This is a genomic window from Arthrobacter celericrescens, assembly GCF_003614925.1.
In the GTDB taxonomy this organism is placed as follows: domain Bacteria; phylum Actinomycetota; class Actinomycetes; order Actinomycetales; family Micrococcaceae; genus Arthrobacter; species Arthrobacter celericrescens.
On sequence record NZ_QYLP01000030.1, the window covers coordinates 63,163 to 76,250 of the forward strand.

General features: G+C 69.0%; 10 protein-coding genes. 6 read left to right on the top strand and 4 right to left on the bottom strand.

Annotated elements, in window-relative coordinates; translation table 11 throughout:
- Positions 1 to 134 precede the first annotated feature (134 nt).
- Complete coding sequence (locus tag D3654_RS06685; protein ID WP_205571743.1) at positions 135 to 1,616, top strand: glycosyltransferase family 87 protein; 1,482 nt, start codon at positions 135 to 137, stop codon at positions 1,614 to 1,616.
- Positions 1,609 to 3,072, top strand: a complete 1,464-nt coding sequence (locus D3654_RS06690; RefSeq protein ID WP_120520736.1) for a phytoene desaturase family protein — start codon at positions 1,609 to 1,611, stop codon at positions 3,070 to 3,072. The genes D3654_RS06685 and D3654_RS06690 overlap by 8 nt, the downstream gene beginning before the upstream one ends.
- On the opposite strand, the gene D3654_RS06695 is transcribed toward D3654_RS06690, so the two are convergent.
- Positions 3,069 to 3,776, bottom strand: coding sequence for a YceI family protein (locus D3654_RS06695; RefSeq protein ID WP_120520737.1), 708 nt, complete (start codon positions 3,774 to 3,776; stop codon positions 3,069 to 3,071). The genes D3654_RS06690 and D3654_RS06695 overlap by 4 nt on opposite strands.
- A gap of 85 nt (positions 3,777 to 3,861) precedes the next feature.
- Positions 3,862 to 4,467, bottom strand: coding sequence for an NAD(P)-dependent oxidoreductase (locus tag D3654_RS06700; RefSeq protein ID WP_120520738.1), 606 nt, complete (start codon positions 4,465 to 4,467; stop codon positions 3,862 to 3,864).
- A gap of 83 nt (positions 4,468 to 4,550) precedes the next feature.
- Between D3654_RS06700 and D3654_RS06705 the strand changes: the two genes are divergently transcribed.
- Positions 4,551 to 4,955, top strand: a complete 405-nt coding sequence (locus D3654_RS06705; protein WP_120520739.1) for a winged helix-turn-helix transcriptional regulator — start codon at positions 4,551 to 4,553, stop codon at positions 4,953 to 4,955.
- A gap of 13 nt (positions 4,956 to 4,968) precedes the next feature.
- Here the strand turns inward: D3654_RS06705 and D3654_RS06710 are convergent, their stop codons facing one another.
- A complete protein-coding gene (locus tag D3654_RS06710) occupies positions 4,969 to 5,661 on the bottom strand; it encodes an ABC transporter ATP-binding protein (RefSeq protein ID WP_120520740.1) in 693 nt (230 codons plus the stop codon).
- A 49-nt stretch (positions 5,662 to 5,710) separates the two neighbouring features.
- A complete protein-coding gene (locus D3654_RS06715; RefSeq protein WP_120520741.1) occupies positions 5,711 to 6,799 on the bottom strand; it encodes an ABC transporter permease in 1,089 nt (362 codons plus the stop codon).
- A gap of 205 nt (positions 6,800 to 7,004) precedes the next feature.
- Between D3654_RS06715 and D3654_RS06720 the strand changes: the two genes are divergently transcribed.
- The 3 genes from D3654_RS06720 (at position 7,005) to D3654_RS06730 (ending at position 13,021) form a co-directional block, all read left to right on the top strand.
- Complete coding sequence (locus tag D3654_RS06720) at positions 7,005 to 8,351, top strand: sensor histidine kinase (RefSeq protein WP_120520742.1); 1,347 nt, start codon at positions 7,005 to 7,007, stop codon at positions 8,349 to 8,351.
- Positions 8,344 to 9,000: a response regulator gene (locus tag D3654_RS06725; RefSeq protein WP_120520743.1), complete on the top strand. Its 657-nt coding sequence runs from the start codon at positions 8,344 to 8,346 to the stop codon at positions 8,998 to 9,000. Before D3654_RS06720 ends, D3654_RS06725 begins: the two co-directional genes overlap by 8 nt.
- A gap of 169 nt (positions 9,001 to 9,169) precedes the next feature.
- Positions 9,170 to 13,021: an NPCBM/NEW2 domain-containing protein gene (locus D3654_RS06730; RefSeq protein WP_120520744.1), complete on the top strand. Its 3,852-nt coding sequence runs from the start codon at positions 9,170 to 9,172 to the stop codon at positions 13,019 to 13,021.
- Positions 13,022 to 13,088 lie beyond the last annotated feature (67 nt).

A 13,088-nucleotide genomic window follows, 5' to 3' on the forward strand; every position in this document is an offset into this window, starting at 1 on the left:
CCAACAGTCAGTAATCAGGAGGGACTGATGGCTCACATCGGACCGTTCGCCCCGGAAGCCCACGCGGCTACGCGTGGGCTTCCGCCTTTTAATCGCTGATACTCGAAAGTACTTAGCCAGCTATGCTCGAAGCCATGCAGGAGACCACGCGGCACCGCAGGCAGAAGCGTGCGCGCTTTGTGATTCCCAGCAGCAGTGATTCCTTCCTCACGAAGTTCACCGAAATGGCCGGCGGACCGTTGGGAAGCCACAGCGCGCCGGGAGCGGTCTCCCCCGGTTTCTTCACCGTGGAGCGCGTGCTGGTCATCTTCACGGTCCTCGCTGCGTTGCTCGGAATCCTCATCAAGGGCTACTGCCGGGTCAACGGCTGGGAGACCCCTACCCACTTCTACGCTACGTGCTACTCGGACTTCCCCGAACTGTTCCGCAGCCGCGGCCTCGGCGAAGGCGTGATTCCCTTCTTCGACCGGGAAAGCCTCTTCGAATATCCGGTGCTCATGGGCCTGATCGCAGGAGCCACCGCCTTGCTGGTGCCAGGCTCGGGCCTCGACCCGGAACGGATCCGCGGGTACTTCGACCTCAACTCGACCCTGGTGGTGGCCGTCTGGATCGTCACGGTCCTTGCCACGGCCCGGATCAACCGCCGCAGGCCCTGGGACGCGGCCATGGTGGCACTGGCGCCGGGCATCGTCCTCTCCGCTTTCATCAACTGGGACATGTGGGCCGTCGCAATGCTCGCGGTGGCCATGTACTTCTTCGCCCGCGAGAGGCCCGCGCTGGCCGGCGTGTTCATCGGCCTGGGAACAGCCACCAAGCTCTACCCGGTGCTCATACTGGGCGCAGTGCTGGTGCTGGCCATCCGTAGCGGCAGGTTCCGCACCTTCCTCGTGACGGCCGGGGCAGCGGCGGCCAGCTGGCTGGTGGTCAACCTGCCGATCGCGATCATGAACCCGGCGGGCTGGCGCTACTTTTTCGAGTTCACCCAGGACCGGCCGGCCGGCTTCAGCTCATTGTGGTTTGCCTACAACCAGGTGGCCGAGCGGCTGCAGTGGATGCAGCTGGGGGCGGCAACGATCAATGGCCTCGCCCTATACCTCTTCGTCGCGGCCTGTGCGCTCATCGCATTGCTGGGCCTCGCATCCCCCAAGCGGCCCCGCCTGGCGCAGCTCGCCTTCCTGATCGTCGGTGCCTTCATCCTCACCAACAAGGTGTATTCCCCGCAGTTCGTGCTGTGGCTGGTGCCCCTGCTTGCGCTTGCCCGGCCGCGCTGGCGCGACTTCCTGCTGTGGCAGGCCGCCGAGGCGGTGCACTGGGCGGCCGTGTGGATGTTCCTGGGCCAGTACACCAGCGGCGGAGCCCCGCAGCACAACCTGGATATGCCGTACTACGTACTCGCCGTGCTGCTGCATATGACTGCAACGGCATATTTGATGGTCCGGGTGGCCCTGGACATCTGGGACCCGCGGCAGGACCCGATCCGCACCAAACGCATCGACGATCCGCACGGCGGCGCCTTCGACCGCACCCGGGACTGGCTCCGGCTGGACCTTGCCCGCCCCACCGCATCCGTGCTCCCCTGGCGGCGCACCACGACGGAAGCCGGACGCGATGGCTGAGGTCGCCGTCGTCGGCTCCGGACCAAACGGCCTGGCCGCCGCGGTGGTGATGGCCCGCGCCGGGCTGGCGGTGCGCGTCTACGAAGCTGCGGAGGCACTCGGCGGGGGCGCGCGGACGGCGGAACTGCTGGAGCCGGGGCACGTGTACGACGTGTGTTCGGCCGTGCATCCCATGGCGCTGGCTTCGCGCTTCTTCCGCGATTTCGGGCTGGAGCAGCGCGTGGACCTGCGGCTGCCGAAGGTCCAGTACGGCACACCGTTCGACGGCGGCCGGGCGGCGGTCGCGTACCGCTCGCTGGAGCAGACCATGGACGGACTCGGGGCGGACGGAGCCGCCTTCGGCCGGCTGATGCGGCCGCTCGTGGAGCACGTGGAGGGCATGCTGGACGTGTCCCAGAATCAGCTCCTGCGGATTCCCGCGGACCCTGTGGCCGCAGTGAGCCTGGGCCTGGCCACGCTGTCGCAGGGTGGGCCGTGGTGGAACCGACGCTTCCGTGACGAGGCGGCGCCGGCACTCCTGACCGGTGTGGCGGCGCATGCCGTGGGCACCATGCCGTCGCTGGTTCCCGCAGGCGCCGGGCTCATGCTGAGCACCCTGGCCCATGTGGGAGGCTGGCCGGTGCCCGTGGGCGGTTCCGGGGCAATCGTGGACGCCATGGTGCGTGACATCGAGGCCCATGGCGGCGTGTTCGAGACGGGCGTGCGCGTCCGCTCCCTTGAGGAGCTCAGGCCAGCCCGTGCTGTGCTGCTGGACGTGGCGCCGCCCGAACTGCTCGGCATCGCCGGTGACGCTCTGGCCGGGACCTCGGGTGCACGCTACCGGCGCGCGCTCGAAACATTCCGATTCGGGAATGCTGCCTGCAAGGTGGACTTCATCCTCTCCGGCCCCGTGCCGTGGGCGGCCCGCGAACTGAGCGACGCCGGGACCGTCCACGTCGGGGGGACGCGCGCGGAGATGGCGGCGGCGGAGAACGAGGTGGCCGCCGGCCGCCACCCCGCGAAGCCCTACGTGCTGGTGGCCCAGCCCTCCGTGGTGGACCCTGGCCGTGCCCCGGACGGACGGCACATCCTGTGGAGCTACTGCCATGTGCCCAAGGGTTCCACGGTGGACATGTCCACCGCCGTGATGGAGCGGATCGAGGTCTTCGCGCCCGGCTTCCGCGATGTGGTGGTCGGCTGGAAGACGACGACGGCGGCCGGGCTCGCCGGCTACAACCCCAACTACGTGGGCGGTGACTTCGGGGCCGGCGTCATGGACGTGCGTGGGCTGCTGCGCCGCCCGGTGGTATCCACCAAGCCGTGGCGGACGCCGGTGCCCGGGGTGTACCTGTGCTCTTCCTCGACGCCGCCCGGACCAGGCGTCACCGGCATGCCGGGCTACCATGCCGCCCGGCTCGCCCTGAAAGACGTGTTCGGACTGCCGCTGCCGGAGCTTGGCGTGGCCGGCAGGGGCTAGCCGGCCTTCTCGAGGTTCACGAGGAACTCGACGCTGCCCTTGTCTTCTACCTTCACGAAACCGAGGTCCGGTGCCGTGATGCCGAAATCGGCCAGGACGAGGTCGATCGTGCCCGAGACCGAGACTTTCGCACCGTCGCGGACCACCTGCAACTTGGCGGTGACGTCGCGCTTCTGGCCGGCGAGCTCCAGGGTTCCTTTCGCCTCGACGGCGGCAGGGGCCGAGCTGAGCGCCGGGATGGTGACCGGCTCGCTGAGGGTGAAGGACGCCGTCGGGAAGGTGTCTGCATTCATGACGTTCCCACGGAAGAAGTTATCGCGGTTGCCGCTGTCGGTGGCGATGCTGGCGACGTCCACGTCGATCTTCGCCTCGGTCAGCCGGGTGCCGGATACGGTGGCGGAGCCGGTGACCTTTTCGGTCCGGCCGACGACGGTGACGTCGGCGCCGTTGAGGACCTCCCTGATCCTGTACCCGGCCTGGGAGGCGGAGGCGACGTTCCAGGCGCCGTCGTCGGTGGCGTTGCTGGTGGCGGGGCTGGAAGGCGCGCCGGATGCTGTTGGCGACGAACTGGCCACGGAGAGGGGCGCGGGTGCCGGGGCCTGGGACTGGGCGTAGATCTGCGGGCCGAAAATGGCCGCGAGGGCGGCAAGGACGGCGACGGCGGCTACGGTGACCAGGATCCAGGGTCGCTTCTTTCCGGCCATGGAGGGTTCCTCTCGATGTAGTTGAATGTTCACGTAAACCACGTCGCCGCGGCCCGGAAAGTTCCCCGGACCGCGGCGATGTGAGCTAGTTCGCAGCCGTGAAGCGTGCCCGGCGGTGTGCCGGGGCCTCGATTTCGTCCAGCATTGCCACGGCGTAATCCTGGGTGGAGATGCTGGTGCCCGCCGGGGAGTCCTTGGCGATGGAGTACTTGCCCGTGCGTTCGCCCGGCTGGATCACGGGCGCCGGGGCGAGGACGGTCCAGTCCACGGAGTCCGGGGTTTGCCGGACCAGGTCGAGCGCCGTGGCCGCGGTGGTGGCCTCGGCCCGGTAAGCCTCCGGGAACTCCGGGGAATCCAGCAGGCGCACGCCGTCGATGGTCAGGGTGCCGGCGCCGCCGACGATCATCAGGCGCGTGCCTTCGGTGTTGCTGAACGCGGTGGCCATGGCGTCCAGCCATTCCCCGTGGTCGCCGCCGGTGCGGCTGGGGCCCGTCGCCAGCACGACGACGTCGTGGTCCTTCGCGACGGCGGCGAAAGCCTGCGCGTCCGCCTGGTCCGCCGCGAGGGAGCGGGCGCCGTCGACTTCCGCGCCCTTGCGCGAGATGGCCGTGACCTCGTGGCCGCGGCTGAGGGACTCGTTGACGATCTGGCTGCCGACCATGCCGCTTGCGCCATATACTGCGATTTTCATGTCTCTCCTCGGGGTTGCTAATCTTGCAATGGAAAGACGGTATCTATTTGATACTGATAGCTTCAAAGGAACTGAGTTACCCCGTGGATACTAATGTGCGCCACTCCAGCGGCTTGCCCGCCAACGTCCTGGACCCCGACTGCCCGTCGCGGGTGATTTTCCAGCGGATCGGCGACAAGTGGGCCTCCCTGGTGGTGCAGGTCCTGGATGACGGTCCCGTGCGGTTTTCCGAGCTGCGCAAGATGGTCAGCGTGGTCACGCCGAAGGTCCTCACCCAGACCCTGCGCTCCCTCGAACGCGACGGCCTGGTCACGCGCACCATCCACGCGCAGGTGCCCCCGCGCGTGGACTACGAACTGACGGACCTCGGCCGCTCCCTCCTCGAACCGCTCGCGCAGCTGCGGAAGTGGGCCGAAGGCAACGTGCCCGCCATCCTGGCTGCCCGGGACGCCTACGACGACGCGCAGGACGAGGCGCTGCTGGGCTAGAAGCGAGCCTCTCTCAAGCCGCGGTGCGCACCGGCGCGCCCAGCCGGCCGTCCCGCATGGCCACCACGGAATCGGTGAGTGGCAGGAACTCGGTGTCGTGCGTGACCATGAGGGTCGCCGTCGAGAATTCATCGGTGACCCGCCGCAGCAGCCGCACGATCGCCTCGCTGCGCTCCATGTCCAGCGCCGCCGTCGGCTCATCCACCAGCAGCACCCGCGGACTCCCCATGAGCGCCCGCGCGATGTTCACCCGCTGGCGCTGCCCGCCGGAGAGCTGGTGCGGCCGCTTGGCGAGCTCGCCGGCCAGTCCGACGACGTCGAGCAGATCCGCTGCCCGGTGCCGTGCCGCGCGGAGCGGCTTGCCGCGCAGGTGCTCGCCGATGAGGAGCTGCTCGACGGCGGTCAGCGACGGCAGCAGGTTGGGTTGCTGGAAAATGATGCCCACCGTGTCCCGGCGCAGGGCGGTGCGCTCCCTGGCGCCGAGCGCGGTGGCGTCCTGCCCGTCGATCAGGACGAGCCCGGACGTGGGGGCGATGAGGGTTGCCGCCACGGCCAGGAGCGACGATTTGCCCGAGCCGGAGGGGCCCACGAGGGAGAGGAACTCGCCGGCGCCGGCTGTGAGGTTGACGGCGTCGAGGGCCTTGATGGTGGAGCCGCCGTCCGGGTAGTCGAGGGTGACATTGACGAGGCTGAGCGGGCTGGTCACGGTATATGCCTTTCGAGGAATGTTTGCGGGAAGGTGTTGACGGGCGGGCTTAGTTGCCGCCAAGGGCCAAGAGCGGGTCCACCTTGGTGACACCGCGGACGGCAAGGACGGCACCCGCCAGACCCAGGACCACCACTCCCGCGACGGGCAGGATGCCGGTCATCGGCGTGACCAGGAACGGTGCCGCCTGGGCCGCGAAGAAGCCGCCGATCACGCCGAGGATCCCGCCTGCCGCGGCGCCGGTGAGGAGCACGACGGCGGCCTGCACCAGGGCGTCCCGCAGCACGTATCCGGTGGAGCTGCCGAGGGACCTGAGCACTGCGATGTCCCGCGTGCGCTGCACGGTCCAGACCGTCAGGAAGGCCACGATGACCAGCGCGGAGATGCCGTAAAGGAATGCCTGCATCAGCATGAGTGAGCCGTTCTCGCTCTTGTACGAGCCCAGGGCCTGGAAGGAAGCGGTGGGGGTGGCGCTGACAGAGCCGGCCGCGGCATCGGCGGCGTCTGTGTCCACGGAGGCTCCGGCGTCGAAGGTTACGGCCAGGACGGTGGCCTCGCCGGGACCGGCATGGGCGACCTTGCGCCAGGTTTCCAGGGTGGACCAGACGACGCCGGTGTGCGAGTACCACTGGTCCGGCACGACGGCGGAGACCGTCAGCGTGGTGCCGGCGACGGTGACGCTGCTGCCCTCGGCCAGGCCGAGCTCCTTGGCGAGGGTTTCGCCGATGACCACGGTGCCGTCGGTGAGCTGTGCGGGTGCGGGAACGGTCCCGTCCGTGCCGAACACCGCCACGTTCGCGGTACCGCTGGCCGCGCCGTCGCTTCCGAGGGACTGGAAGCGGGCCTGGCTGATCCCGAGCGCGCCCGCAGATGCCACGCCTGGCCGGGCGCGCCAGCTGTTGAGCTGCTCAGGCGTGACCTCGGATTCTGTGTAGGAGGCCTTGGCGTCGCCGCCGGGCGGGGCGCCGAAGACGATCCGGTCCGCGGGCAGGGCGGCGATGGCCGACGTCGACTGGTTGCCGAGGCCGGCTGTCAGGCCGGACAGCATGACCAGCAGGAGGGTGATCAGGGCAACCACGCTGCCCATGAGGGCGAAGCGGCCCTTGGCAAAGCGGAGATCGCGGAGCGCCAGGAACATCGGAATCCTTCGTTCATGCCCCGGATCGCGGGGCGGTTTTTCATCGGCTTCCACTCTGTCCGCCGCGGGCCCGGGGGACATCGCGCACCGGGATGAACCGGCGGAGCCATGGGGTTGAGCCGCGGATCAACCGATCGGTTGATTCGGCCGCTCCGGCGCGGGAATCGGCACTTTTCTGTCGGTGCCGATGGCTAGTCTGGAAGGCATGGAGGAACGGCAGGAGCCCCTGGATCCGCACGGCGAAGGAGGGCAGTACGGTGAGGGAGCGCAGAACCAGGGCGGCACCGCGCTGATCCTGCGCGTCCTCCGGGTGAGCCTGCACGTGGGCTTCGCCGTGCTGCTGCTCGTGGCGGTGGCCAGGCTGCTGATCGCCCCGGCCCCGCCGGTGGCCGTGGGTGCGGGCCTGCTGCTGTCGCTGATGCTCGCGGCCGTGTACCTGGCCGGCACCATCCTCGAAAAACGCCACTCGGCCGACCCCACCCGCTTCGACCCAAATCCCTTCGCGCGGCGCTGGCTTGGCGCAGTGACCCTGCTCTGGCTGCTCCTGCTGATGGTCAGTTCCGACTTCGCCTGGGTGGCCTTCCCGCTGTTCTTCCTGCAACTGCACCTGCTCCCACTGCGCTGGGCCTTGCCCGCCATCGGCGCCAGCGCGGCCCTGCTGGTGGGGGCGCTGTGGTTCCACAGCAGGGGTGCAGGCAGTGGAACCGGCGACGGCGGCATGCAGCTCGCGATGGTGCTGGGACCCGTGTTCGGGGCGGCGTTCGCCGTCGTCACCGGCCTCGCCTACCGCGCCCTGTACGCCGAAGCCGAAAACCAGCGGCGTGCCGCGGAGGAGCTGCGCCGTACCCGGGCCGAACTCGCCAGGAGCCAGCACGACGCCGGCGTCCTGGCCGAGCGCGAACGGCTCGCCCGCGAAATCCACGACACCCTGGCCCAGGGTTTCTCCAGCATCGTCCTCATGGGCCGCTCGGCGGCGAAGGCCCTCGACGCCGGGGACCAGGAGACCGTGCGCAGCCGCCTGCAGACCGTGCAGGAGACCGCCGCCGCCAACCTCGACGAGGCCCGCAACTTCGTCCGCGGACTCCGGCCGCCCGCCCTCGAACAGTCGACCCTCGTGGACACCCTGCGGCGGCTGTGCGCCAAGACCGAAAGCGAAGCCGCAGCCCGGGGCACCCCGCTGCGTTGCCGCTTCGAGCTCGACGGCTCGGCCATCGAATTGCCCAACGCCTACCAGGCCACCCTGCTCCGGGCGGCGCAGTCCTCGCTCGCGAACGTTTGGGCCCACGCCAAGGCGCGGACCGCCGTCGTCACTTTGTCCTTCCTGGACGCCGAGGTGACCCTGGACATCTACGACGACGGCACGGGTTTCGACACTGCTGTGGTGCTGCCTGCCGCGGCCGCACGGGGTGACGGAAACGGCGTCGGGATCAGGAGCCTGCGCGAGCGGCTGTCCGCCCTCGGCGGCACCCTGGCGGTCGAGTCAGCGCCGGGCGAAGGAACCGTGGTGGCCATCCGGCTGCCGCTGGCCGAAAGGAGTGTGGACGGTGCCTGACATCCGCGTGCTGCTGGTGGACGACCACCCGGTGGTCCGGGCCGGGCTCCGCGCCATGCTGGCCGACTTCGACGGCGTCACCGTGGTGTCTGAGGCAGCCGACGGCGGTGCCGCCCTGGCCGAGCTCTCCCGCCTGAACGCGCTCGGCGAGCCGGTGGACCTGGTCCTGATGGACCTGCAGATGGGCAGCGGGATGGACGGTGCCACGGCCACCGGAAGGATCAAGGCCGGCGACGCCGGGACTCCCCCGCCGCCCGTGCTGATTCTCACCACCTACGACACCGACGCCGACATCCTCGCCGCCGTCGAAGCCGGCGCCGCGGGCTACATGCTCAAGGACGCCCCGCCTGAACAGATCCGCCAGGCCGTGCTCTCGGCCGCGGCCGGCCAGACCGCCTTGGCACCCGGCGTCGCGGCCCGGCTCCTGGGGCACATCCGCAATCCGGAGACCGCGCTGAGCCCCCGGGAACTGCAGATCCTCGAACTCCTTGCCACCGGCCTCGGCAACCGGGGCATCGCCCGGCAGCTCTTCATTTCGGAGGCCACCGTGAAGACACACCTGGTGCACATTTACGCCAAGCTCGGCGTGGACAACCGTACCGCCGCCATCGCCGTGGCGCGGCAGCGGCGGATCATCCGCGACTCCTGAGCCGCGCGGCTCCGCCCGTCCCACGACACGCCGCACCTGCGGCACACCCACCCGTGACAACCCGGCCAATTTTGGTGAAACGCTTGACCTGACGCACTTTCACCATGACGATTAGTGAACGTTTCACTGTGAGTTAGATCATAAAAAGTCATCCTCGAAAGTGAGTCCCATGTCGTCACCCTCAACACGCCCGCCCGGGAACGCCCGGACAGGCGCCCGGGCCAGCACCCTGGACTGTCTTAGAACCAAGACCATTGCCCTTGCACTCGCCGGTGTCCTCGCGGCGTCGGCCCTTCCGGCGCTGGCCTTCGCGAGCCCTGCCGCTGCCGCCCCCGGAGACCCCGCCGCCATCAAGACCGTCACCCCCGAGGTCCCGATGGACTCCGCCGGCGTTCCGCTGGGGAAGATCACCGGTTTCACGCAGCACAACAACGTGGTTGACCTCACCGCGGAAACCGGCGCCCTGCGCGTGACCTTCCTGGACGAGGGCAACTTCCGCCTCGAAGCCGACCCCACCGGAAGCTTCACCGACCCCGCCAACACAGACCAGGGCGACCCCGCCCGCACAGCGAACATCGTGGTGGGCAAGGACAAGTTCGGCGGCGCGGCCATCACCGTCACGGACGGCGAGCTGATCACCATCAAGACTGCCAAGGTCACCCTGGAAATCGACAAGGCCACCACCCGGCTCACAGTCAGCCGCGCGGACGGCTCCCTGGTCTTCGCCGAATCCGCCCCGATCACCTTCGGCGCCAAGTCGGCCACCCAGCACCTGCAGCCCCGGCAAGGCGAGCAGTTCATCGGCGGCGGCATGCAGAACGGCCGCTCCGTGCACACCGGCGCCCTGATCAACATCGCCAGGAACTTTGACTGGGACGACGACGGCTACCCCAACGCCGTCCCGTACTACATGTCCTCCAAGGGCTACGGCGTCCTGCGCAACACCTTCGCCCGCGGCTCCTACGATTTCGGCGGCCAGCCCAGCACCACGCACGAGGAAAAGCGTTTCGACGCCTACTACTTCGTGGGCGACTACAAGCAGTCCCTCGGCGCCTACACCACGCTGACAGGCAAGCCCATGATGCCGCCGGTCTACGCCCTGGAATACGGCGACGCCGACTGCTACAACCGCTCCAACCCGGGCTACTCCTCCTCGGGCTACGGAGACCCGGACGGCGCCAAGCAGCGCACCCCGGACGCCATCAAGACGGCCCGCAAGTTCGTGGAGAACGACATGCCCGCCGGCTGGATGCTGGTCAACGACGGCTACGGCTGCGAATACCAGGAACTGCCGGAGACCGTGGCCAACATCGAGCACGAGACCGATCTCAAGGTGGGCCTCTGGACCCAGCGCTCCCTGACCAACCAGGCCTACGAAGTGGGCGAGGCCGGCGTGCGGCTGCGCAAGCTCGACGTCGCCTGGGTGGGCCAGGGCTACCGCCAGGCCCTCACCGGTTGCGAAGCCGCGCACGGCGGCATCGAGCAGTACTCCAACGCCCGCGGCACCTCGCTGATGGTGGAAGGCTGGGCCGGCTCCCAGCGCTGCGGCATGCAGTGGACCGGTGACCACTCCGGAAACCTCGACGCCGTCCGCTGGCAGGTCTCGGCCCTCACCGGCGCCGGCAACTCGGGGCTGGCGTTCACCACCGGCGACGTTGACGGCATCTTCGGCGGTTCCGCCGAGTCCTACGTCCGCGACCTGCAGTGGAAGGCCTTCGCGCCCGCACTCTACTCGATGTCCGGTTGGGCAGCCACGGACAAGCGGCCCTGGCTCTATGGCGAACAGGCCACCGCCATCAACCGCAAGTACCTGCAGCTGCGCCAGCAGCTCATGCCGTTCATCTACACCCTGGCCCAGGAATCCGCGTCCACCGGCGTGTCCATGATGCGCTCCATGGCCTTGGAATTCCCGGAGCAGCAGTGGTCCTACGGGGACGAGGCGAACAAGCAGTTCATGCTCGGCAAGGACTTCCTGGTGGCGCCCGTCTTCACCCAGACAGATGTCCGCAACGGAATATTTCTCCCGGCTGGCCAGCAGTGGGTGGACTACTGGACCGGCAAGCTCTACCGGGGCGGCCAGATCCTCAACGGCTACAACGCCCCGCTGGACAGGCTCCCCGTCTTCGTCCGCGCCGGCGCCGTGGTACCGCAGGGCATCGTGGCCCGCAACGCCTCCCTGGTACCCGAGGATTCGCCGATCACCCTGGATGTCTACGCCAAGGGCAAGAACAGCTTCACCCTGTACGAGGACGACAAGGTCACCCGCGACTACAAGGACGGCAAGGCCTCACGCCAGCGATTCGACGTCGAGGCCCCGGACTATGGCCCGGGCACGGTGTCCGTGACGATCAACCCCCGCGAAGGTGCCTACACGGGCAAGGCCGCGGCCCGGCCGTACCAGCTCAAAGTGCACGCCGGAGCGGCCCCGCTGGAGGTCCGCCTCGGGGCAACACTCCTGCCCAAGCTCGCCGGGAAGGAAGCCTTCGACGGCGCCGCCACGGGCTGGTACTTCGACCCCGCCAACAACGGCACCGTCCACGTCAAGGCCGGCACGATCGCCTCGGACAAGACCGCCAGCGTGCTCCTGAAGCAGGCGGGGCCCCTTGGCGGTGCAAGCCAGGAGGCCATCGCCGCCGAGCTCCGCGTCACCACCGGCAAGCAGGTGTTCCAGGACCAGGACACCACGGTGACGGCCGAGTTCGTGAACACCGGCAAGGGCACCAAGTCCAACGTCCGGATCACCCCGTCCCTGCCTGAGGGCTGGACCGTCAAGAGCGCCAGCGGAGACTCCGCGGCCACCGTCCCCGGCGGCGGCTCAACGACGGCGAGCTTCGTGGTCTCACCCGGCTCCAGCGCGAAGGCGGGCCCGCAGACCGTCCGCTTCTCGGCGTCGTACACGGCTGCGGACGGCACCGCGCAGACGGCCGCCGGCGCGAACCAGATCTACGTCGCCTACGGCTCCCTCGCCGCGGCGTACAACAACATCTCCGTCACCACGGTTGCCAACAAGGCGCTCGGAAACTTCGACGGCGGTGGGGCCACCTTCGCGGCCGAGCAGCTCGCCACGGCGCCGGTTCCGGCCGGCGGGGTGCGGCCGGGCAGCACGGTGACCGTGAACTCCGGAACGCCCAAGCAGGTGGACTACACCTGGCCTGCGGCCGGACCGGACGTCCCGAACGCCGTCGCGCTTTCCGGACAGACAGTCGCCCTGAACGGCAAGGGGACGCACCTGGCCGTGCTCGGCTCGGCGGCGGTGGGCGGCGGCACCAGCCCGGTCCTGACCCTGACGTACACGGACGGATCCACCGAGAAGCAGTCCATCTTCTTCCCCAACTGGCTGCAGCCCAGCGTGCTGAACGGCGCCGTCGTGGCGGTCTCGGAGATGGGCCGCAACAACGCCTACGGACCGTCCCCGGAGTACACCCAGTACAAGTACCAGGCCTTCTCCAACACGGTGCGCCTCAACCCCACCAAGGAACTGGCATCCGTCACCCTGCCCACCGATACGCGGGTGAAGTTCTTCGACTGGAAGGTCGCCACCCAGCCCCTCCCGGCGGCGCCGCAGGGCACCGTCTACGCCTCGGAGACCCCGTGGGTGGACGCGGTGAACGGGTACGGCGTGATCGGCATCAACGTCGCCAACAAGGACTCGGCGACGTCACCGGACAAGCCGCTGGCCATCAACTACACCGACCCCGCCACCGGCCAGCAGCCCAGCTACAGCAAGGGCCTTGGCGTGCACGCGCTGTCCCGGATCACCTACTACCTGGGCGGCAAGTGCTCCTCCTTCACCTCGCAGGTGGGCCTGGAGAGCGGCTTCGGCGGCAACATCATCTTCAAGGTCAACACCGACGGCGCGAACAAGTACCAGTCCCGCACCTACACGCCGGGCTTCGCCCCGGAAGCGGTCACCGTGGACCTTCGCGGCGCCGCGTATGTGGAACTCGTGGTCGAGCCGTCCGGATCGATCAACGGAGCCCACGGCGTCTGGGGCGACGCGAAGTTCACGTGCGGGCCCTGACCCGGTAACGCGCCTCAGCTGAAGTACGACGGCGGCCGGCCACCTTCCCCACGGAGGTGGCCGGCCG